Source organism: Pseudomonas sp. MLB6B, from assembly GCF_054508135.1.
Genome location: NZ_CP199313.1, coordinates 2,702,782 through 2,724,554 on the forward strand (window position 1 = coordinate 2,702,782; position 21,773 = coordinate 2,724,554).

Here is a 21,773-nt window from a genome sequence, read left to right on the forward strand (position 1 = left end):
ATCGGCAGGAGTTTGCAAAGAATGATACGTGCCGAAATGTTGATCACCAACACGTAAGCTGTCGCAGAATCCTACAAACCGACGGCAATCTCGTACTTTTCTATTACATGGTTTTGCGAGCTGCCGCGGTTGGCATGGGAGCGCTGCTAGGTTTTGTCCTCGCAGCATCGCCCAGGTTCAAAGTCTTTGCCAGGAGTGGGTCGGCGCTGAAGCTTGAGCTCGCTGACCACTACCGCAAGCACGATCAAGCCTGCGCCTACCAGTGCCAGGCCTGGCAGGCGCTCGCCGGCAAGGCGTCCGATCAGGCCAGCCCAGACCGGCTCGCCGGCGTAGATGAGGGTTGCTCTTGTCGGCGATACCGACTTCTGTGCCCAGTTCATCGCCACCTGAATGATTGCGCTCATCAGGCCCAGGCCCAGTGCACTGAGTACCAGAAACCATGAAAAATCGGGTACCGGCTCTTGCGTGGGGGCCATCATCAGGAATGAAAGCAGCGAGGCCGTGGCCAACTGCACGACGGTCACTCGACGTACATCGACCTTACCTGCATAACGGCTGATCAAGATAATCTCGGCGGCGATGGCTACGGCGCTTACCAGTGTTACGCCTTCGCCCCAACTCAACTTCAGCGTACCAGCCTCAGGCCCTGCCAGAAGCATCAAGCCGACGAAGGCTAGACCAATGCCCACACTTGGCATCAGCCCCGGGCGGCGGCCGAGTACCAACCATTGCAACAAAGGGACGAAAGGGACGTACAGCGCGGTGATAAAAGCCGATTGACTGCTGCTGATCGTTTGAAGGCCCATGGTTTGCAGGCCATAGCCAAACATGATGCAGGTGCCGATCAGCAATCCTGCCCTCAACTCCAACAACGTCAGCCTAGCCAGGCTGCGCGAGCAGATCATGCCCACGAACAGGGCCGCTGCCGCAAAGCGTAGCCCTACGAAAAACATCGGTCCGCTGACTGCCATGACGTTGTGCACCAACAGGAACGTGCCGCCCCACAAAAAGGTGATGAAGATCAGCACAATTTCTGCTTGGCTTAGTTGAAACGAAAAAGGCGGACGCTTGCTGTTTGGAGCACTGTTCATCGGCTTGCACGCTCGAGAAGGGCGGCGCCCAATCGCCGCAAAATGAGCAGTATACTGCGCAATTTATGAAAGTGAGCATGAGTGTGCCCAAATCGTCCGAAGGTCGTGAGTCTGTACTGCAACATGTCAGTCATAACGTTCGCCTGTTGCGCAATGCGGCCGCGATGAGCCAAAGCGCATTGGCGGAACGTTCGGGCGTGAGTCGCAGAATGCTCGTAGCCATCGAGGCGGGTGAGAAGAACGTCAGTCTTGCGACGCTCGACCGTGTGGCCCACGCGCTACAGGTGCCTTTCACTCAACTGATTCAGGCGCATGATGAGCGGGACGACCGTCGTATCAACGCATTGGCATGGGTTGGCAAGGCTGGCAGCAAAGCCGTTTTGTTGGGCGCAAGCCCATCCACGCGTGAAGTGGAGTTATGGGAGTGGCGTCTGGAGCCTGGTGAGCACTACATCAGCGAAGCGGATGCAGAGGGTTGGAGCGAGCAGATCTATATCGCTGAAGGTTGCCTGACCCTCGTCATTGAAGGTGTCGAGCATGTCCTGCCCGCAGGTGATTTCTTCGTGTTCGCCAGCAACTGTCAATATGGGTATCGCAACGACGGCGACGTTTTGGTTCGGTTCGTGCGCAATGTGGTCATTTGATTCGGTGCTCAGGGTTCATCGAGGTCGAGTTTGGGGCCGCGGCGGTGGTTTGCTCGCTAGATGTATGGACTCAACGGCTCGATGGTCATCCACATGCGTTGCCGCTTCGGTAGCTGGGGTCGGCAAGGTTGAGTCGTCGTGTCTTGCATCGAACCTTAACTGCCGCTTAGTGAGCTCTTAAGGATATCTGTAGGAAAAGACTATAAATGCTGTCGAACTTTCCGCATCTGACAGTAGGTGTTCAGTGCAGGTCATAGGTATGAATTGGGCTGCTACAGTGAGGCTCTTGACTAATTTGGAGGCGAAGCGTGCATGAGCAATGAGTCCTTGGTTCCGCCAACCGCGCTGCAGCGTATCGAGCAAATGCGCGAAGCGATGCGGCGCGCCAGCGTGGACGCGTTATTGGTACCTTCTGCCGACCCGCATCTGTCCGAATATCTACCCGAGCATTGGCAAAGTCGCCGATGGCTCTCGGGCTTTCAGGGGTCGGTCGGGACGCTGATCATCACTGCGCAGTTTGCGGGGTTGTGGGCCGATAGTCGTTACTGGGAACAGGCGGAGTTAGAGCTTGGCGGCAGTGGCGTAAAGTTGATCAAGTACGAGCCAGGTCAGCTTTCGCCTGCCCAGTGGCTGGCCGAGCAGCTACCTGCCGGGAGCGTAGTGAGCGTCGACGGCAATGTGATGGCTCTGGCGAGTGGCCGTGATTTGCAGGCCAATCTGAAGGTGCGTGGTATTACCCTCCAGACACATACCGATTTGTTAGATGACATCTGGACCGACCGCCCTGCATTGCCACGCTTTCCTGTGTATGAACACGAATTCCCATACGCAACCGTCGATCGCTCCAGCAAGCTCGCTGCACTGCGTGAGGCCATGCGTCATAAAGGCGTGCAAACGCATGTCATCGCTTCGCTAGACGATATCGCCTGGTTGCTCAATTTGCGCGGTAGCGATGTGGCCTATAACCCATTGTTCCTAGCTTATGTATTGGTCGAGCCGCAGCGAGCGCTAGTGTTCATCGATAAGGGCAAAGTCGATGAACCCTTGCGTCGGTCACTCGAAGGCGACGGTGTGGAGTTACGCGATTACAGTGAGACAGCCGAGGTCTTGCAGGCTCTTAGCCCTGGCACGCGGTTGCTCTTAGATCCGGCTCGGGTAACTTTAGGGTTGGTCGCAAATCTGCAGCCGACTATCGAGTTGGTCGAAGCCATCAATCCTACCCAGTTCAGCAAGTCCCAAAAAGCCGACGGTGATCTGGTTCACGTTAGACATGTCATGGAGCAGGACGGTGCTGCCTTGTGCGAGTTCTTCGCATGGCTCGAGTCCAATCTCCACCGTGGAGAAGTCACCGAGCTCACCATCGATGAGCAACTGACCGCAACGCGCGCTAAGCGCCAAGGCTTCATTTCGCCAAGTTTCGCCACCATTGCAGCGTTCAATGCGAACGGTGCCATGCCTCACTATCGTGCCACTGCCCACTCCCATGCTCGGATCGAGGGCAATGGCTTACTGTTGATCGATTCTGGAGGGCAGTACCTGGGTGGGACAACCGACATCACTCGCATGGTGCCCATCGGTGAGCCAAGCACCGAGCAGCGGCAGGATTGCACGCGGGTGCTCAAGGGTGTGATCGCTTTGTCGCGGGCGCGTTTTCCCGAGGGCACCCTTTCACCCATGCTGGATGCGATCGCGCGTGCGCCGATCTGGGCTGACCAGGTGGACTATGGGCATGGGACCGGTCATGGCGTCGGCTATTTTCTCAATGTTCACGAGGGGCCGCAGGTGATTGCCTTTCGTTCAGCAGCGTCAGCGCATACAGCCATGCGTGCCAGGATGATCACTTCGATTGAGCCTGGTACCTATCGTCCTGGGCGATGGGGTGTGCGGATCGAAAATCTAGTAGTAACGCGCGATGTGGGTGGTAGCGAGTTTGGCCGTTTCCTTGATTTCGAGACCTTGACCTTGTGCCCCATTGATACGCGTTGTCTGCTGATCGAGATGCTCGATGCGAACGAGCGTGCATGGCTGAATGCCTACCACGGTCTGGTGTTCCACCGGCTTGCTCCGCTACTGGAGCGCGATGCCCTGATTTGGTTGGAGAAGCGTACTCAAAGCATATGAGTCGATTGGGCAAGGCAGCCTGCATAGCTGCCTTGTAGGTCTCAGCGGCAGATGACGATCATGCTACGGCTGGTATAGCCAGCCGGATTTATCCCAAACAGATAGTCACCAGGCTCGGACTTCGCAGCGCCAGAGCGGGCGATGACCTTGTAGTCTTTTGGATTGCAAGCACTAGCAGCACTGCTGAAGCACTTTTCCCAGGAGGATGAGAGGCCGGAGCAGTCAATGTGCAGACCTTTCTTACCCCGTTTGACCTCTGTTTTGGTATTCGCGGCGCAGCCCGCTAAAGCAAGGATCGTCAGGATGAGGACGATACGTTTCATTTCTGTCCTTATACATGCCAGGTGGTTGACCTGGCGGTGTGGTAATCACAGGGTCGGATCCTGAATGCATTACAGGATCATATCGGCTCGAGTGAAACGGCTGAAACGAAGACCAGCTTAAAGCGAGGCGATGGGTGGGACAATAGCTTTGTCGTGAATGCAAACAATTCTTACGTCAGTCGACTGCCAAGGGAGGAGGCGCCTGTTTTCGCATGGTCATGGTCGCGCCTACGGAGGCGATGATGATGGCTAAAATCGCCAGCCATTGGGTCTTGGTCAGCGTCTCGCTGAGAAAGATCAATCCGGATAGTGCGGCGATCGCAGGCTCGATGCTCATGAGCGTGCCAAAGGTGCGGGCTGGGAGTCGGGTGAGAGCGATCATCTCAAGGCTATAAGGAAGGGCGGTGGACAAAACAGCTACGCCTAAAGCCGCTGGTATGAGTCCAGGGTTCAACAGTGCGCTCCCTGCATGTGCGATACCCACTGGCGCGATGAACACCGCCGCAATGACTACGCCCAAGGCAGCGGTTTGCACGCCATGCTCAGCTCCGGCCTTTTGACCAAAGAGAATATAAAGTGCCCAACACACGCCGGCACCTAGGGCGTAGCTGGCGCCTGTCAAGTCGACAGCTGCACCAGATCCGCCCAAGGGTATTAGCAGAGCAAGTCCGGTGACTGCCAGCAGGATCCAGATGAAATCTATCAACCGGCGTGAGCCCAAGAGGGCAACAGCTAGTGGGCCGGTAAATTCCAAAGCGACGGCGATACCTAAAGGGACGGTGCGCACCGACATATAGAAGAGCAGGTTCATGCCGCCAAGCGCCATCCCATAGATAACGACGCTACGCCATGTGGCGGCCTCCATGCGTGCCCTCCAGGGCCGAAGCAGGAGCACCATTATTGCGCTAGCGAAGATCAGTCGTAGCGAGGTAGTGCCTTGTGCGCCAATGAGAGGAAATAGGCTCTTTGCCAGCGAAGCGCCAGATTGAATGGACAGCATCGCGATCAGCAAAAGGCCAACGGGGAATATAACGCCTGCAAGAGGGCGGCGGGAGGTGCTCATAGGTAGCGCGTGCATCCTGATGGATTGATTGTGCGCATTATAGTGCGCAATACCGAGCATGGGCGGCAAGCAGGTGCGCTATAAGATGCCTGAGGCAAGGCAGAAGAAATTTCTGCAGAAATTCCGAATAAGCCCTTGACCCCTCGCCAGATCTCTTTATACTGCGCACCACTTCCGGGGCAAACGGAGCGGAAAACTCCTTGAGATTCAATGAGTTGAACGTTTTCTGAAGGCTGGAAGCGCTTCGATCTTCTGATCGGCAGCGGTGAAAAAGGCAGTTGACAGCAGGTTGTAACGCTGTATGATTCGCCTCCCGCTACGAGAGATCGCAGCGAGCCAAGTGGTTGAAGTTGAACGAGATTCTCGCAAAACACTTCAAAATAAACACTTGACAGACACTGAGGACGGCGTAGAATGCGCGCCTCGGTTGAGACGAAAGGCTCAACCAACCGCTCTTTAACAATTTGAATCAAGCAATTCGTGTGGGTGCTTGTGAGTACGGACTGATAGTCACCAAGATTATCAGCATCACAAGTGACCATGCGAGAAATCACATAGTCATTTGAGATTGCTGAGCCAAGTTTAGGGTTTCTTAAAAACCCAAGCAGTATTGAACTGAAGAGTTTGATCATGGCTCAGATTGAACGCTGGCGGCAGGCCTAACACATGCAAGTCGAGCGGATGAGAAGAGCTTGCTCTTCGATTCAGCGGCGGACGGGTGAGTAATGCCTAGGAATCTGCCTGGTAGTGGGGGACAACGTTTCGAAAGGAACGCTAATACCGCATACGTCCTACGGGAGAAAGCAGGGGACCTTCGGGCCTTGCGCTATCAGATGAGCCTAGGTCGGATTAGCTTGTTGGTGAGGTAATGGCTCACCAAGGCGACGATCCGTAACTGGTCTGAGAGGATGATCAGTCACACTGGAACTGAGACACGGTCCAGACTCCTACGGGAGGCAGCAGTGGGGAATATTGGACAATGGGCGAAAGCCTGATCCAGCCATGCCGCGTGTGTGAAGAAGGTCTTCGGATTGTAAAGCACTTTAAGTTGGGAGGAAGGGCAGTCAGCGAATACCTGGTTGTTTTGACGTTACCGACAGAATAAGCACCGGCTAACTCTGTGCCAGCAGCCGCGGTAATACAGAGGGTGCAAGCGTTAATCGGAATTACTGGGCGTAAAGCGCGCGTAGGTGGTTTGTTAAGTTGGATGTGAAATCCCCGGGCTCAACCTGGGAACTGCATCCAAAACTGGCAAGCTAGAGTATGGTAGAGGGTGGTGGAATTTCCTGTGTAGCGGTGAAATGCGTAGATATAGGAAGGAACACCAGTGGCGAAGGCGACCACCTGGACTGATACTGACACTGAGGTGCGAAAGCGTGGGGAGCAAACAGGATTAGATACCCTGGTAGTCCACGCCGTAAACGATGTCAACTAGCCGTTGGAATCCTTGAGATTTTAGTGGCGCAGCTAACGCATTAAGTTGACCGCCTGGGGAGTACGGCCGCAAGGTTAAAACTCAAATGAATTGACGGGGGCCCGCACAAGCGGTGGAGCATGTGGTTTAATTCGAAGCAACGCGAAGAACCTTACCAGGCCTTGACATGCAGAGAACTTTCCAGAGATGGATTGGTGCCTTCGGGAACTCTGACACAGGTGCTGCATGGCTGTCGTCAGCTCGTGTCGTGAGATGTTGGGTTAAGTCCCGTAACGAGCGCAACCCTTGTCCTTAGTTACCAGCACATTATGGTGGGCACTCTAAGGAGACTGCCGGTGACAAACCGGAGGAAGGTGGGGATGACGTCAAGTCATCATGGCCCTTACGGCCTGGGCTACACACGTGCTACAATGGTCGGTACAGAGGGTTGCCAAGCCGCGAGGTGGAGCTAATCTCACAAAACCGATCGTAGTCCGGATCGCAGTCTGCAACTCGACTGCGTGAAGTCGGAATCGCTAGTAATCGTGAATCAGAATGTCACGGTGAATACGTTCCCGGGCCTTGTACACACCGCCCGTCACACCATGGGAGTGGGTTGCACCAGAAGTAGCTAGTCTAACCCTCGGGAGGACGGTTACCACGGTGTGATTCATGACTGGGGTGAAGTCGTAACAAGGTAGCCGTAGGGGAACCTGCGGCTGGATCACCTCCTTAATCGACGACATCAGCCTGCTGATGAGCTCCCACACGAATTGCTTGATTCATTGTACGAAGACGATGCTGTAACGCGACCCTGTTATAGGTCTGTAGCTCAGTTGGTTAGAGCGCACCCCTGATAAGGGTGAGGTCGGCAGTTCAAATCTGCCCAGACCTACCATTTCATGGTGCGGCTAGACGCTACGACACACGGGGCCATAGCTCAGCTGGGAGAGCGCCTGCCTTGCACGCAGGAGGTCAGCGGTTCGATCCCGCTTGGCTCCACCACTTTTTAGCATCGTTTTGCTGTTCAGAACTTAGAAATGAACATTCCACTCAACGCTTGAGTGCACTGAATGTTGATTTCTGACTTTTGTCAGATCGTTCTTTAAAAATTCGGATATGTGATAGAAATAGACTGATGGCCACTTTCACTGGTGGTGATCAGGCTAAGGTAAAATTTGTGAGTTCTGCGCGTAAGCGCAAATTGCGAATTTTCGGCGAATGTCGTCTTCACAGTATAACCAGATTGCTTGGGGTTATATGGTCAAGTGAAGAAGCGCATACGGTGGATGCCTTGGCAGTCAGAGGCGATGAAAGACGTGGTAGCCTGCGAAAAGCTTTGGGGAGTCGGCAAACAGACTGTGATCCAGAGATCTCTGAATGGGGGAACCCAGCCAGCACAAGCTGGTTATCTTGTACTGAATACATAGGTGCAAGAGGCGAACCAGGGGAACTGAAACATCTAAGTACCCTGAGGAAAAGAAATCAACCGAGATTCCCTTAGTAGTGGCGAGCGAACGGGGACCAGCCCTTAAGTTGGTTTGAGATTAGTGGAACGCTCTGGAAAGTGCGGCCATAGTGGGTGATAGCCCCGTACACGAAAATCTCTTGTCAATGAAATCGAGTAGGACGGAGCACGAGAAACTTTGTCTGAATATGGGGGGACCATCCTCCAAGGCTAAATACTACTGACTGACCGATAGTGAACCAGTACCGTGAGGGAAAGGCGAAAAGAACCCCGGAGAGGGGAGTGAAATAGATCCTGAAACCGTATGCGTACAAGCAGTGGGAGCCTACTTTGTTAGGTGACTGCGTACCTTTTGTATAATGGGTCAGCGACTTATATTCAGTGGCGAGCTTAACCGAATAGGGGAGGCGTAGCGAAAGCGAGTCTTAATAGGGCGTTTAGTCGCTGGGTATAGACCCGAAACCGGGCGATCTATCCATGGGCAGGTTGAAGGTTAGGTAACACTGACTGGAGGACCGAACCGACTACCGTTGAAAAGTTAGCGGATGACCTGTGGATCGGAGTGAAAGGCTAATCAAGCTCGGAGATAGCTGGTTCTCCTCGAAAGCTATTTAGGTAGCGCCTCATGTATCACTGTAGGGGGTAGAGCACTGTTTCGGCTAGGGGGTCATCCCGACTTACCAAACCGATGCAAACTCCGAATACCTACAAGTGCCGAGCATGGGAGACACACGGCGGGTGCTAACGTCCGTCGTGAAAAGGGAAACAACCCAGACCGTCAGCTAAGGTCCCAAAATCCTGGTTAAGTGGGAAACGATGTGGGAAGGCTTAGACAGCTAGGAGGTTGGCTTAGAAGCAGCCACCCTTTAAAGAAAGCGTAATAGCTCACTAGTCGAGTCGGCCTGCGCGGAAGATGTAACGGGGCTCAAACCAGGTACCGAAGCTACGGGTATCACCTTTTGGTGATGCGGTAGAGGAGCGTTCTGTAAGCCTGTGAAGGTGAGTTGAGAAGCTTGCTGGAGGTATCAGAAGTGCGAATGCTGACATGAGTAACGACAATGCGAGTGAAAAACTCGCACGCCGAAAGACCAAGGTTTCCTGCGCAACGTTAATCGACGCAGGGTTAGTCGGTCCCTAAGGCGAGGCTGAAAAGCGTAGTCGATGGAAAACAGGTTAATATTCCTGTACTTGCGATTGTTGCGATGGAGGGACGGAGAAGGCTAGGCCAGCTTGGCGTTGGTTGTCCAAGTTTAAGGTGGTAGGCTGAGATCTTAGGCAAATCCGGGATCTTAAGGCCGAGAGCTGATGACGAGTTGCCTTTAGGCGACGAAGTGGTTGATGCCATGCTTCCAAGAAAAGCTCCTAAGCTTCAGACAATCGGGAACCGTACCCCAAACCGACACAGGTGGTTGGGTAGAGAATACCAAGGCGCTTGAGAGAACTCGGGTGAAGGAACTAGGCAAAATGGCACCGTAACTTCGGGAGAAGGTGCGCCGGTGAGGGTGAAGGACTTGCTCCGTAAGCTCATGCCGGTCGAAGATACCAGGCCGCTGCGACTGTTTATTAAAAACACAGCACTCTGCAAACACGAAAGTGGACGTATAGGGTGTGACGCCTGCCCGGTGCCGGAAGGTTAATTGATGGGGTTAGCGCAAGCGAAGCTCTTGATCGAAGCCCCGGTAAACGGCGGCCGTAACTATAACGGTCCTAAGGTAGCGAAATTCCTTGTCGGGTAAGTTCCGACCTGCACGAATGGCGTAACGATGGCGGCGCTGTCTCCACCCGAGACTCAGTGAAATTGAAATCGCTGTGAAGATGCAGTGTATCCGCGGCTAGACGGAAAGACCCCGTGAACCTTTACTATAGCTTTGCACTGGACTTTGAATTTGCTTGTGTAGGATAGGTGGGAGGCTTTGAAGTGGGGACGCCAGTCCTCATGGAGCCATCCTTGAAATACCACCCTGGCAACTTTGAGGTTCTAACTCAGGTCCGTTATCCGGATCGAGGACAGTGTATGGTGGGTAGTTTGACTGGGGCGGTCTCCTCCCAAAGAGTAACGGAGGAGTACGAAGGTGCGCTCAGACCGGTCGGAAATCGGTCGTAGAGTATAAAGGCAAAAGCGCGCTTGACTGCGAGACCCACACGTCGAGCAGGTACGAAAGTAGGTCTTAGTGATCCGGTGGTTCTGTATGGAAGGGCCATCGCTCAACGGATAAAAGGTACTCCGGGGATAACAGGCTGATACCGCCCAAGAGTTCATATCGACGGCGGTGTTTGGCACCTCGATGTCGGCTCATCACATCCTGGGGCTGAAGCCGGTCCCAAGGGTATGGCTGTTCGCCATTTAAAGTGGTACGCGAGCTGGGTTTAGAACGTCGTGAGACAGTTCGGTCCCTATCTGCCGTGGACGTTTGAGATTTGAGAGGGGCTGCTCCTAGTACGAGAGGACCGGAGTGGACGAACCTCTGGTGTTCCGGTTGTCACGCCAGTGGCATTGCCGGGTAGCTATGTTCGGAAGAGATAACCGCTGAAAGCATCTAAGCGGGAAACTTGCCTCAAGATGAGATCTCACTGGGATCTTGAATCCCCTAAAGGGCCGTCGAAGACTACGACGTTGATAGGTTGGGTGTGTAAGCGCTGTGAGGCGTTGAGCTAACCAATACTAATTGCCCGTGAGGCTTGACCATATAACACCCAAGCAATCTGCCAAGCGCAGGTTGGGTGGAAGACGCATCGACGAAGATTCGCACACAGATCATCACATATCCGAATTGGCTGGCCCGTCGGCAACGACGAACCGGCAACCGAATTTCTTGACGACCATAGAGCATTGGAACCACCTGATCCCATCCCGAACTCAGCAGTGAAACGATGCATCGCCGATGGTAGTGTGGGGTTTCCCCATGTGAGAGTAGGTCATCGTCAAGATTCATTTCGCAAAACCCCTATCTGCACATGCAGGTAGGGGTTTTGTCTTTTATGCAACGCCGAATTATCTTGTTTAAAGGCTGTTCAAGCCCCTCAGTACAACCCTGGCATCGGCTCGCGCCATCGGTATAATCGCCCGTCTAGCTAGTCCGCATATTGAGAAAACCCATGTCCCTGACACCTGAAATTGACGCTTTTCTAGGTTGCCGTACCCCCGATGCCTGGATCGAAGCCGCACTCGCAGATCAGGAAACGCTATTGATCGATCATAAAAATTGCGAGTTCAAGGCCGCCAGCACTGCACTCAGCCTGATTGCCAAATACAACGGGCATCTCGATTTGATCCATATGATGTCGCGCCTGGCGCGCGAAGAGCTGGTGCATCATGAGCAAGTCTTACGCATCATGAAGCGGCGGGGAGTGGAATTGCGTCCAGTGTCCGCAGGCCGGTATGCCTCAGGCCTGCGGCGCGCGGTCAGGGCACATGAGCCGGCCAAATTGGTGGACACGCTAGTGGTAGGGGCTTTTATAGAGGCTCGCAGCTGCGAGCGCTTTGCGGCCCTGGTTCCACATTTGGACGATGAGCTTGCCACTTTCTATCACGGGCTATTGAAAAGTGAGGCACGGCATTATCAGGGGTACCTCAAACTTGCGCATCACTATGGAGAGCGCTCGGATATCGCTAGGGTGATAGAGAAAGTGAAAGAGGTTGAAGCCGACTTGATCAGTTCAGTAGATCAGGAGATGCGTTTTCACAGTGGCGTGCCTATGGTCAGGGCCGCTTGATCATTCAAACGGCCCGGCAATCGATTCAGTAGCGGCGGCCCAGCAACAAACCTACGACAAGACCGAAGCCGGCCGAGACAGCCACTGTCTGCCAGGGGTGGCCACCGATATACTCCTGGGTGGCTTCGACGGCAGGTTGGGCCTTGTTGCGTAGATTGCTCGCAGCATCACGAGCCTCGCGCAGCTTGTTGCTGATCTGCCCGCGTAGGGTGTCGGCTTCTTCGCCTACCAGCGTAGCGCTCTGGCTGAGCAACTTTTCAGACTCCTCGATCAGTGATTGCAGATCGCTGAAGACTTGATCCTTGATCTGATCGGCGTCGACTTGGGCATTGGATTTTCTGGCCATGAATACGTCCTCATTGAGTGGGAATATAGAAATGGATACCGCTGGGTAAGGAAAGTTGCAACCGACTCCCGCTATCCTGGGCCTCCCGTGTAGAATGCCCGCCTCGATTTCAGGCAGGAGGACCGTCAGCATGAGTTTCAATTTGGCCAACATGAGCTTCGTCGAGCGCGCACAAATCGAGGCTGAAAAATCCAGACTCTTCGATTTTTGGCAAGGCAATCTCGGTAAGGCTAAGGGCGAGGCGGCTAGGCTCATCTCGGAAAAGTCTCGACGCAAAGGCAAATGGTCCGAGTGGGCCAGAGCAGAGTTGGATGCTCTGAGTCCAGCAGAGTACGGCAACTTGGTACGCCTCGAAGTAAACAAGATGATGTCTGCGGCCGGCAGCAACCGCTGAATGTGCCTGCAGGAGTAGCGCAGCGTCCGGGCTGGCATCTTCCTTTCTAGACGCTAGGTAACGTAAACAGTCAATCGCTCACATGCCTTCGCTATCGGGCATGCTCAAGCGTCCCTTTTCTTCAAAACGCACGGCGCCCAATGGCCCGGTTGCCAGCTTTCCTTGCAATCGGTAAGGCATGCCCTCAAACGATACCGCCCTGCCCATGCCATAAGCCTGGCGTAGTATTGCCAGCGCGCTGATGCTCATAGGTACTGTAACTGTCTGTTCGCTGTACCCTTCGATACGTCCTTGCTGGCGGCTGACGCCCGAGGCGAAGGGTTGGCCATTGAGGCTCAATTCCATGGCCAACCCTTTGAAATCCACGACTTCCTGGTTAGGATTTTGCACCCTGAGTCTGACCTCCATGCGCAGCTCAAGATCTTCTCTAGGCAGTGGCTCGATGCCAATGACAGTGACCATCACTGGGTCTTGTGGCGCAAACATTGAACAGGCGCTCAGCACAGACACCGTGGCTAGGGCCACCAGTAACCGCATGACAAAAGAAAAACGTGCTAGTACCGCCATGAGTGAGATCCCAAGCAATCTGCAGGTAAGCCCAAGCCGTTGATAGGATCAGGTCGGGCAATATCGCTCGCTGTTCATACGCATCTGTATCAGTCTGCAGCGACAGCCTGCCAGATTCCTCGGCCCGATAAACGCTCTCGGTCGTGTGGGGCATTGAAGTTCTGCTGAGGCCCCTTGGGCACGATCCCGTTCGGGTTGATGGTCTTGTGGCTCAGGTAGTAGTGCTTTTGAATATGCTCCATGTTCACAGTCGAAGCGATACCGGGCCACTGGTACAGTTCACGTAACCAGTTCGACAAGTTTGGATAGTCTTCAATACGACGCAGATTACATTTGAAATGCCCGTGGTACACAGCGTCGAATCGGATCAAGGTCGTAAACAAACGCACATCTGCTTCGGTGAGATACGCCCCCGCCAGGTAGCGGCTGTATTGCAACCGACCTTCTAGCGCTCGTAGCTCACCGAAGACGTCGTCGAAGGCCTGCTCATAGGCTTTTTGAGTCGTGGCGAAACCAGCTTGATAAACGCCATTGTTGACGGCTGGGTAAATGCGCGAATTGAGCTCGTCGATCGTGGCACGTAGCGGCCCAGGATAGAAGTCCAGGGTATTGCCGGTCAATTCGTCGAACGCTGAGTTGAACAGGCGGATGATGTCCGCCGATTCATTGTTCACGATGCGCTGATCGTGGCAGTCCCACAAAACCGGAACCGTCACGCGTCCACTGTAGCGGGGGTCGTCTTGGGTGTAGCGCTCATAAAGGTATTGGAACCCGTCAAGCTTGTCGCCCGACGAGCCTTCACGCTGGTCGAAGGTCCAGCCATGCTCGGCCATCCGCCAGCTCACCACAGACACGTCGATCAGCGGGGCCAGGCCCTTCAGTTCGCGAAGGATCAGCGCTCGATGCGCCCAGGGGCAGGCCAGCGATACGTAGAGGTGGTACCGACCCGGTTCGGCTTTGGGCAGCGAGTTGCGTCGTTGCGCCTGTTCGCGTTTGAACGCACCGTCTTCGTCGCTTTCATACCATTGGTCATGCCACTGCCCATCGATCAAAAGGCCCATGCCGTACTCCTCGCCACGTGATGTTTGTCGTTGGAGCCCAGCAGGCTGGCGGTGTTCGAATGGATGAAGCGGAAGTTGCCTTTTGTGGGTGCTATTGAGCGCTGCAGCGTGCGTTCCAGTACTGGCGCGCTATCGCGAAAGCCTGCTCGCGCTCGCTGCCTAGGCCGCGCAATGCCAGGGCCATAGTAGAGACGATCGCCAACTCGCCATAGCTGTCCTGCGCCTTACCTTGCCAGACATCCACAAGGTGCTGAGGCTGCAAGGATGCGGGCTTCACATGGCGCTGCGTGCTCAATGCAGGCCATTGTTCGTCCCAAGCCTGGCCGTCGGTTGCACCGTACAGATGACTGAGCACGTCCGGGTTGATTTCGATCTCGCCGCCGTCACCTTTCACGACGATGGCATGGTCGCCCAATAGCTGGCTGGCCTCACGGTGCACGGCTTGGTAGCCGGGATGGAAGATGCTTTGCAGGGCGCAGCGAGCGGCCAACGGGTTGAGAATCCGAGCCAGCGAATGGATAGGGGAGCGTAAGCCAAGCACGTTGCGCAGGTCGATCATTCGCTGCAGTTGCGGCGCCCAGTCTTGCAGCGGGAAAAAGGCCAGGGCGTGTTCTTCCAGCGCAATGGCCACCGCCTGCCAACTGCGACACAAGGGTATGTCCAGCAGGCTGAGCACTTGTTCGGTGTACAGCCGCCCTGCGGTATGCGCGCCGCCACCGTGCAGCACGATACGTATGCCATTGGCGGCCAGACATTTGGCAGCGAGCAGATACCAAGGCAGATGGCGTTTTTTGCCAGCATAGGTCGGCCAGTCGAGATCGACCGCGATAGACGGCGGGTTCAGATGCTGGCGTAGCGCTTCGGTAAATCCGGCCAGCTCCTCGGCAGTTTCTTCCTTGTGCCTGAGCAGCATGAGAAATGCGCCCAACTGGGCATCCTCCACTTGTTCTTCCAACAACATGCCCATGGCGGCTCGAGCTTCCTCGCGAGTCAAGCCACGCGCTCCGCGTTTGCCTTTGCCAAGCGTGCGGACGAATTCAGCGAAAGGGTGTTCGGCTGGTGTTTCCAGGGTTAAGGGGCGCGGTTCGGTCATATGCAGTTGGTCGGTTTAGGAAGGCCGGCAAGCTTGGCGGCGAGCTTGGCAGGAGTGCCGTTGAACAGGCGGTTGAGATGGGGACTGTTGCCTTTTTCCGGGCCTAGATGGAGGGCCGCATATTTGATCAGGGGGCGGGTGGCAGGCGATAGCTGATATTGTTCGTAGAAGGCTCTGAGCAAGACGAGAATCTGCCAATGATCGGGTGTCAGTTCGATGCCTTCGCGCTGCGCCAACGCCAGCGCCACAGGCTCGGACCACTCGTTCAGGTCGGCGAGGAAACCTTCTTCATCCAGGCCAACCAGGTGTCCACAGATATCCAATGCGTTCATAACCAGCTGTTCACCTTGTCGTAATGCAGCGACAGTTCGACGAAGCCTGAGTAGTCGAGCGCTTTGGCGTAATCCTGAGAAATGGCCCTGGCGTGCAGATCTTCTTGCAAGGCGAACAAGCGCCCCTGGAGCTGCGCGGCACACAACTGCAATGCGGTTTCACTGCCAGGGCGCAGCCCATTGACCGCCTCGCCACATAAGAGCACAGCGTCTTCAGCGCCAAGCAGACACAGGCAGCTGTCAAGCCGATCGTCGTTCCAAGGAGAATGCGCGATTATGTGCAGAGTCGTCATTACAGGGTCACCACGTGGTCGAAACGCTCAAGCAAAGCGCTCAGTTCATCGTCATCGAGCACCTCGACGGCCAAAGTCAGTGACTGTTCACCAAGGCCACGCCTGATCAGACTCGAGCGGCTGGCGAACAGTTGGTCGACGCCGAACATGGGCAATGCTTGCAAGTTGGCGCTGAGGTTCTTTTGCTCAAGGTGCACAGGTCGTTGGTCGATCGCCAGTTGCAAGACACCGTCATCGAGAAACAGCATGCCCAGCTCCAGATCGAACGCGCCCCCCGCCAGGGCGATGTCCAAGGCTTCGCGAGCCGCAGGGCCACTCCAAGGTCCTTGACGGCTGATGATCAACATGGATTTGGCCATATTCAGTCGCCTCCGAAGCAGATCAGGCGATCTGCCAATTGCGCCGCTTCATGCAGCTGGCCCAAGCCGGACAATTCCCAAGGCGCTGGCAGGTTCGCCGCAGGCCGTTGATAGCGTTGGGCTTCCTCCTGGTTGAGTACGCCACGACGCAACGCTGCGGCAATACAGACAACTGCATCGAGCCGGTGATTCTGAATGAAAGCACGCCACTGCGCAGCGACATCGATCTCGTCTTGAGGCGCGACGATGTTGGCTGAGGCGCTGTGAACGCCATCTTGGTAAAAGAACAGGCGCGTGATGTCGTGCCCGCCCTCGAGCACCGCTTCGGCGAAACGCAGTGCACGACGGGAGGAAGGCGCATGGGCGGGAGAGAAGACCGCGATCGCGAATTTCATGAACGACTCTGACAGAGAACTGCCGCCATGATAGAGCAAAACGCCCCAGGCGGCAGTCTCGCATCGTTGCTGCGGCTCAGGGTTGGCGAGTGCCTTCGGGCAGAAACCAGTTGAGCAGCAAGGCGCAGATCCCGCCAGTGGCCACGCCGGATTCCAACACGGCGCGTACGGCGCCTGGCATATGCGCAAGGAATTCCGGCACTTGGGCGACTCCCAATCCCAGGGCCAGGGACACGGCGATGATGAGCAGCGCCCTACGATCGAGCGTCGTGCTGGCCAGGATGTTGATGCCCGATGCCGCTACCGCGCCGAACATCACCATGGCCGCTCCGCCCAACACCGGTTCAGGCACGGCCTGGATGATACCCGCCACACTCGGGAACAGCCCCAACAGCACCAGCATGGCAGCGACCCAGATGCCGATATGGCGGCTGGCAATGCCGGTCAGCTGAATGACCCCGTTGTTCTGGGCGAAGATTGAGCTGGGGAAGGTATTGAACACGCCTGCCAGCAACGAATTGGCACCGTTGACCAAGACCCCGCCTTTGATCCGCTGCATCCACAACGGGCCTTCCACCGGTTGCTGGGACACCTTGCTCGTGGCAGTCACATCGCCGATGGCTTCCAGGGAAGTCACCAGGTAGATGACCAGCATGGGAATGAACAATGCCCAGGAAAATCCCAGCCCGAAGTGGAGGGGGGTTGGTACCTGAAACAATGCCGCCTCGTGCATGCCGGTGAAATCGAGCCTTCCCAGGTAGCCGGCCAACGCATAGCCAGCCATCAATGCAATCACGATTGCGCAACTGCGCATCCAGACCACGGGAATGCGGTTGAGCAGTACGATGATTGCGAGTACCACCCCCGACAGCAGCAGGTTTTCGCGATTGGCGAAGGTACCGTCGGCCATTGCCGAAAAGCCTCCACCCATGCTGATCAAGCCGACCTTGATCAGTGTGAGACCGATCATCAGTACGACAATCCCAGTTACCAGAGGAGTAATCAGGCGTTTGACGAAGGGCAAGGTCCGCGAAATACCCATCTCGATGAACGAGCCGGCGATCACCACCCCAAAGATGGCCGCCATCACCGTCTCCACGGGCGTACCTTGCTTGACCATCAACGATCCGCCGGCGATCAGTGGTCCGACGAAGTTGAAACTGGTTCCTTGCACGATCAGCAGCCCTGCGCCGAACGGTCCGAAGCGTCGACATTGCACGAAGGTGGCGATGCCGGAGATTACCAGTGACATCGACACGATCAGGTTGGTATCACGCGATGACACACCCAGTGCCTGACAGATCAAAAGGCCAGGTGTGACAATGGGTACGATGATGGCCAGCAGGTGCTGCAGCGCTGCTAGGACGCCGATCCACGGCCGGGGTTTGTCATCAAGCCCGAGGATTAAATCGTGGGTAGGCGCAGACGCGCCGGTACCGTGCTCGTGCGAACTCATGGAAGGCTGCCCCAGGAAAAGGAGCGCATTCTACGGCCATGGTGGGCGTTGGGGTAGGGGTACGGGTTGAACCTGTGCCGCTTGTTGAAAAGGGCGGCGGTGTTGATCGACATGTCCCGTCCTGAATAAGGTTTACACCTCTAATCCCGAGTTTCTGGAGAGTCAGATGGAGCAAGGTGTAAAGCGCACACAGGGTGATTACTCGCTGTCTTTTAAATTGGCGGTGGTTGATCAGATTGAAAAAGGCGAACTGACTTACAAGCAGGCCCAGGTGCGGTTTGGCATCCAGGGTCGGTCGACGGTTCTGGTATGGTTGCGTAAGCATGGTCGGCAGGATTGGAGCCAGGGGGCCTCGATCCGCGACGAGAGGAGCTGCGCGATGTCTGACCTCAAACCGCTCACTCCAGAGCAGCGGATCAAAGAGCTTGAGCAACAGCTTGAGCTGATGAGCCATAAGGCCCAGTTCTTTGAAACGGTCGTTGATGTTCTGAAAAATGACTATGGCGTCTCGGTCGTAAAAAAGCGATCCGGCAAGTCCTCTCGCAAGGTCAAGTCGCAGGACTGAGCATTGCCAGGGCTTGTCAGTTTCTAGGCATCAGTCGTCAGGCTTACTACAAGCGCAACCGAGCTGCTGATAGAAAGGAACGCCAGGCAGATCGGGTGGTTGAGTTTGTGCAGCAAGTCCGGATGCGCCAGCCTCGTCTGGGTACACGCAAGCTGCACTATCTGCTGCATTGCCAGCCTGACAAACGATTCCAGGTCGGTCGAGATAGGCTGTTTCAGGTCTTGGGAGAGCGCCGTTTGCTGGTGCTGCCCAAGCGGGCCTATCACAAGACAACACAGAGTTTTCATCGATTCTACCGCCATCCCAACTTACTCAAGGCCGGCCCAAGCCAAGTCGTTCCGACAAGGCCGGAGCACGTCTGGGTTGCCGACATTACTTACCTGCCCGCGCGTAACGGCCCGCTGTACCTGAGTCTGTTAACGGATGCGTACTCCAGGAAAATTGTGGGTCACCACGTCCATGAAAGCCTACATGCCGAGTCAGTGGCACAAGCCTTCAAGCAGGCATTACGAAAGCGGCGTCGTCGCCAGCCATTAGTTCACCATTCGGATCGAGGCATCCAATATTGCTCGGCGCTATACCAGTCACTGCACCAACGACACGATGTTCAGTGCTCCATGACTGATGGGTATGACTGCTACCAGAACGCGCTGGCCGAGCGAATCAACGGAATCCTCAAGATGGAGCTGCTGTTGAGCAGCCCTGAAGATCTTGAGCAAGCGAGGCAGATGGTTGACGAGGCGGTACAGATCTACAACACAGAACGGCCCCATACGGCCCTGAAAAACAAAACGCCCGATGCGGTGCATCGGGCGTTTTGAGGCCTGTCGGCCTACCTGAACAGGTGTAAACCTATTTCAGGACTAGACAACAGGTAATGAAAAGCCCGCCGAAGCGGGCTTTTTATGGCATGTCAGCGATAGGGCATCAGTCGTCGCGGCCCATCAGGCCAAACAGTTGCAGCAAGCTGACAAAGAGGTTGTAGATCGACACATATAGACTGATCGTCGCCATGATGTAGTTACGTTCGCCACCATGGATGATCGCACTGGTCTGGAACAAGATGCAGACCGAGGAGAACAGGACGAAGCCGGCGCTGATCGCCAACTGCAAACCACTAATCTGGAAGAAGAAGCTGGCAACCACCGCGCCTAAGAGGACGAAGAAGCCTGCAGTGATGAAGCCGCTGAGGAAGCTCATGTCCTTGCGGCTGATCAGCACGTAGGCCGACAGGCCACCGAACACCAGCGCCGTCATGGCGAAAGCCGAGCTCACGACTTCGGCGCCGCCAGCCATGCCCAGGTAACGGTTGAGAATCGGGCCAAGGATGAAGCCCATGAAACCGGTCAGGGCGAAGGTTGAGACCAAGCCCCATACCGAATCGCGTAACTTGGCAGTCAGGAAGAACAAGCCATAGAAGCCAATCAACACCACGAACACGTTCGGGTAGCCGACACGCATCTGTTGGGCGACGAAGGCCATGAGGCCACTGAAAGCGAGGGTAAGTGCCAATAGGCCATAAGTGTTGCGCAGGACTTTGCTGACCTCCTGCTGCTCGATCTGCTGACCGTCCCGGACGGCGTAATCCTGTTCGCGCATGGCGACACTCCTGTGAGTATTGAAACATGTTGTCGCAAGAGCATATCAGAGCCCTGAGAAAGCGCGACATAGAGAGTTTGACAGCGTGTGTCATTGAGGTATTATGGCGCCCGCAAAACAGCTGGAAGCGTGGCCGAGTGGTTTAAGGCAACGGTCTTGAAAACCGTCGATGGGCAACTATCCTAGAGTTCGAATCTCTACGCTTCCGCCACATTCAAACCCCCGAGAAATCGGGGGTTTTTGCGTTCTGAGCAGGCCAAAGGCACCAGGCCGACCTGCCCTCGGCGCGATACCTCTGGGACGCTCCAGAGGCTGCCCAAGGTCCCGGGCAGCCCGCTCAAAGAACGACCCCGCTTCCTCGATTCAGCACGCAGTGCGATGGCGTCCGGCCCCTCAAAATCAATTCCCCAACCAGCGCACCAACGCCTCATTGAACGCCTCCGGCTCCTCCATCTGCGGCGCATGCCCCAATTTGGCAAACTCGATCAGCTCAGCCTTCGGTATGGCTTTCTGCGCAGCCTTGCCAAGCGCCGGGTAGTCTCCCAATTTGGCTTTCACCTCTGCCGAGGCGATATCGCTACCGATGGCCGTGGTGTCGGTTTGTCCGATCATCAACAGAGTAGGCACCTGGATCTTGGGGAACTCGTACACCACCGGCTGCGTGAAGATCATGTCGTAGACGAGCGCCGAGTTCCAGGCCACCTCTTTCTTGCCAGGGCCGGCGTTCAAACCGGCCAGCATGTCCACCCACTTATCGTACTCAGGCTTCCAGCGGCCGTCGTAATAGGTCTTCTGTTCGTAGGCTTTGATGGATTGGGCAGTGACTTTCAGTTCACGCTCGAACCACTGATCCACCGTTCGATAGGGAACGCCCAAGGCCTTCCAGTCTTCCAGACCGATCGGGTTGACCAGTACCAGCTTCGACGTGTCGGCGGGGTACATCAGCGCGTAGCGAACGGCCAGCATGCCGCCGGTCGAGTGACCGACCACGCTTGCCTTCTCTACCCCCAAGTGCTGTAGCAGGGCGTGCGTGTTGCGAGCCAACTGCTGAAACGTGTACTGGTACCGTTCGGGTTTGCTCGAAGAGCAGAACCCGATTTGGTCGGGCGCGATGACCCGGTAGCCGGCGTCGCTAAGCTGCTTGATGATACCTTCCCAGGTCGCGGCGCAGAAATTCTTGCCGTGCAGCAGAACGGCGGTGCCTAGCGTCGACTTCGGATCTTTGGCCGGTACGTCCAGGTACCCCATCTGCACATGTTCGCCCTGCGACGTCAACGCCAGATGTTTCAAAGGGTAGGGATAGGCGAAGCCTTCCAGCTGGGGGCCATAGGTATTGGCCGCATTGGCCTGTTGCACGCCTGCGCACAACAGTCCCACGAGAATTACTGATCGTATTCTGCTTTTCATGTTTGCTTGCCTCCGTCTCCAGCACTTGCGCACCCTCGACAATCACGGGGATCGATATGCCCTTGGCG

General features: G+C 55.7%; 19 protein-coding genes, 3 tRNA genes and 3 rRNA genes. 11 read left to right on the forward strand and 14 right to left on the reverse strand.

Annotation, left to right across the window (positions count from 1 at the left end; genetic code table 11):
• Positions 1 to 146 precede the first annotated feature (146 nt).
• Positions 147 to 1,091 carry a DMT family transporter gene (locus ACSMEV_RS12010; RefSeq protein ID WP_459205353.1) on the reverse strand — a complete coding sequence of 315 codons (945 nt, stop codon included), beginning with the start codon at positions 1,089 to 1,091 and terminating at the stop codon, positions 147 to 149.
• A gap of 77 nt (positions 1,092 to 1,168) precedes the next feature.
• Here ACSMEV_RS12010 and ACSMEV_RS12015 point away from each other — a divergent pair, with 77 nt between their 5' ends.
• Positions 1,169 to 1,735: a helix-turn-helix domain-containing protein gene (locus ACSMEV_RS12015; RefSeq protein ID WP_459205354.1), complete on the forward strand. Its 567-nt coding sequence runs from the start codon at positions 1,169 to 1,171 to the stop codon at positions 1,733 to 1,735.
• Positions 1,736 to 2,047: 312 nt separating this feature from the next.
• A complete protein-coding gene (locus ACSMEV_RS12020) occupies positions 2,048 to 3,856 on the forward strand; it encodes an aminopeptidase P family protein (RefSeq protein ID WP_459205355.1) in 1,809 nt (602 codons plus the stop codon).
• Positions 3,857 to 3,897: 41 nt separating this feature from the next.
• Here ACSMEV_RS12020 and ACSMEV_RS12025 read toward each other — a convergent pair whose 3' ends face one another.
• Both ACSMEV_RS12025 and rhtA read right to left on the reverse strand, forming a co-directional pair.
• Positions 3,898 to 4,179, reverse strand: a complete 282-nt coding sequence (locus ACSMEV_RS12025; RefSeq protein WP_459205356.1) for a hypothetical protein — start codon at positions 4,177 to 4,179, stop codon at positions 3,898 to 3,900.
• Between the two features lie 175 nt (positions 4,180 to 4,354).
• Positions 4,355 to 5,242, reverse strand: coding sequence for a threonine/homoserine exporter RhtA (rhtA, locus tag ACSMEV_RS12030; RefSeq protein WP_459205357.1), 888 nt, complete (start codon positions 5,240 to 5,242; stop codon positions 4,355 to 4,357).
• Between the two features lie 612 nt (positions 5,243 to 5,854).
• Between rhtA and ACSMEV_RS12035 the strand changes: the two genes are divergently transcribed.
• From ACSMEV_RS12035 to ACSMEV_RS12060, 6 genes are all read left to right on the forward strand, one after another.
• Positions 5,855 to 7,391, forward strand: a 16S ribosomal RNA gene (locus ACSMEV_RS12035).
• Positions 7,392 to 7,477: 86 nt separating this feature from the next.
• Positions 7,478 to 7,554: transfer RNA gene (locus ACSMEV_RS12040), tRNA-Ile, on the forward strand.
• 31 nt (positions 7,555 to 7,585) lie between these two features.
• A tRNA-Ala gene (locus ACSMEV_RS12045) sits at positions 7,586 to 7,661 on the forward strand.
• A 257-nt stretch (positions 7,662 to 7,918) separates the two neighbouring features.
• Positions 7,919 to 10,811: ribosomal RNA gene (locus tag ACSMEV_RS12050) — 23S ribosomal RNA — on the forward strand.
• Positions 10,812 to 10,936: 125 nt separating this feature from the next.
• A 5S ribosomal RNA gene (gene rrf / locus ACSMEV_RS12055) occupies positions 10,937 to 11,052 on the forward strand.
• Together the 16S, 23S and 5S rRNA genes with 2 tRNA genes alongside form the textbook arrangement of a ribosomal RNA operon.
• A 168-nt stretch (positions 11,053 to 11,220) precedes the next feature.
• Entirely contained in the window at positions 11,221 to 11,838 is a 618-nt protein-coding gene (locus tag ACSMEV_RS12060) for a MiaE family protein (RefSeq protein WP_459205358.1), read from the forward strand.
• Between the two features lie 25 nt (positions 11,839 to 11,863).
• Here ACSMEV_RS12060 and ACSMEV_RS12065 read toward each other — a convergent pair whose 3' ends face one another.
• Positions 11,864 to 12,184, reverse strand: a complete 321-nt coding sequence (locus tag ACSMEV_RS12065) for a DUF883 family protein (protein ID WP_459205359.1) — start codon at positions 12,182 to 12,184, stop codon at positions 11,864 to 11,866.
• Positions 12,185 to 12,314: 130 nt separating this feature from the next.
• Here ACSMEV_RS12065 and ACSMEV_RS12070 point away from each other — a divergent pair, with 130 nt between their 5' ends.
• Positions 12,315 to 12,578: a hypothetical protein gene (locus tag ACSMEV_RS12070; RefSeq protein ID WP_459205360.1), complete on the forward strand. Its 264-nt coding sequence runs from the start codon at positions 12,315 to 12,317 to the stop codon at positions 12,576 to 12,578.
• A gap of 78 nt (positions 12,579 to 12,656) precedes the next feature.
• On the opposite strand, the gene ACSMEV_RS12075 is transcribed toward ACSMEV_RS12070, so the two are convergent.
• From ACSMEV_RS12075 to ACSMEV_RS12110, 8 genes are all read right to left on the reverse strand, one after another.
• Positions 12,657 to 13,145, reverse strand: coding sequence for an LEA/WHy family protein (locus ACSMEV_RS12075; protein ID WP_459205361.1), 489 nt, complete (start codon positions 13,143 to 13,145; stop codon positions 12,657 to 12,659).
• Positions 13,146 to 13,234: 89 nt separating this feature from the next.
• On the reverse strand, positions 13,235 to 14,206 hold the full coding sequence (locus ACSMEV_RS12080) for a glutathione S-transferase family protein (RefSeq protein ID WP_459205362.1): 972 nt from the start codon (positions 14,204 to 14,206) through the stop codon (positions 13,235 to 13,237).
• 91 nt (positions 14,207 to 14,297) lie between these two features.
• A complete protein-coding gene (locus ACSMEV_RS12085) occupies positions 14,298 to 15,299 on the reverse strand; it encodes a glycosyl transferase family protein (protein ID WP_459205363.1) in 1,002 nt (333 codons plus the stop codon).
• Complete coding sequence (locus ACSMEV_RS12090; protein WP_459205364.1) at positions 15,296 to 15,631, reverse strand: TusE/DsrC/DsvC family sulfur relay protein; 336 nt, start codon at positions 15,629 to 15,631, stop codon at positions 15,296 to 15,298. Before ACSMEV_RS12090 ends, ACSMEV_RS12085 begins: the two co-directional genes overlap by 4 nt.
• Positions 15,628 to 15,924, reverse strand: a complete 297-nt coding sequence (gene tusB, locus ACSMEV_RS12095) for a sulfurtransferase complex subunit TusB (protein ID WP_459205365.1) — start codon at positions 15,922 to 15,924, stop codon at positions 15,628 to 15,630. The genes ACSMEV_RS12090 and tusB overlap by 4 nt, the downstream gene beginning before the upstream one ends.
• A complete protein-coding gene (tusC, locus tag ACSMEV_RS12100) occupies positions 15,924 to 16,283 on the reverse strand; it encodes a sulfurtransferase complex subunit TusC (RefSeq protein ID WP_459205366.1) in 360 nt (119 codons plus the stop codon). Before tusC ends, tusB begins: the two co-directional genes overlap by 1 nt.
• A 2-nt stretch (positions 16,284 to 16,285) precedes the next feature.
• Positions 16,286 to 16,678, reverse strand: coding sequence for a sulfurtransferase complex subunit TusD (tusD, locus tag ACSMEV_RS12105; protein WP_459205367.1), 393 nt, complete (start codon positions 16,676 to 16,678; stop codon positions 16,286 to 16,288).
• 76 nt (positions 16,679 to 16,754) lie between these two features.
• The gene (locus ACSMEV_RS12110) at positions 16,755 to 18,134 is read right to left on the reverse strand and encodes a nucleobase:cation symporter-2 family protein (RefSeq protein WP_459205368.1); all 1,380 of its coding nucleotides are present in this window, start codon (positions 18,132 to 18,134) and stop codon (positions 16,755 to 16,757) included.
• A gap of 166 nt (positions 18,135 to 18,300) precedes the next feature.
• Between ACSMEV_RS12110 and ACSMEV_RS12115 the strand changes: the two genes are divergently transcribed.
• Positions 18,301 to 19,520, forward strand: a protein-coding gene (locus ACSMEV_RS12115) for an IS3 family transposase (RefSeq protein ID WP_459205369.1) whose coding sequence is annotated in 2 segments (ribosomal slippage) — positions 18,301 to 18,649 and positions 18,649 to 19,520 — 1,221 coding nt in all. Because the reading frame shifts where the segments join, the coding sequence is not laid out codon by codon here.
• 106 nt (positions 19,521 to 19,626) lie between these two features.
• Here the strand turns inward: ACSMEV_RS12115 and ACSMEV_RS12120 are convergent.
• Complete coding sequence (locus ACSMEV_RS12120) at positions 19,627 to 20,298, reverse strand: Bax inhibitor-1/YccA family protein (RefSeq protein WP_459205370.1); 672 nt, start codon at positions 20,296 to 20,298, stop codon at positions 19,627 to 19,629.
• Positions 20,299 to 20,421: 123 nt separating this feature from the next.
• Here ACSMEV_RS12120 and ACSMEV_RS12125 point away from each other — a divergent pair.
• Positions 20,422 to 20,509: transfer RNA gene (locus ACSMEV_RS12125), tRNA-Ser, on the forward strand.
• A 188-nt stretch (positions 20,510 to 20,697) separates the two neighbouring features.
• Here ACSMEV_RS12125 and ACSMEV_RS12130 read toward each other — a convergent pair.
• Positions 20,698 to 21,705, reverse strand: coding sequence for an alpha/beta fold hydrolase (locus tag ACSMEV_RS12130; RefSeq protein WP_459205371.1), 1,008 nt, complete (start codon positions 21,703 to 21,705; stop codon positions 20,698 to 20,700).
• Positions 21,706 to 21,773: the final 68 nt, after the last annotated feature.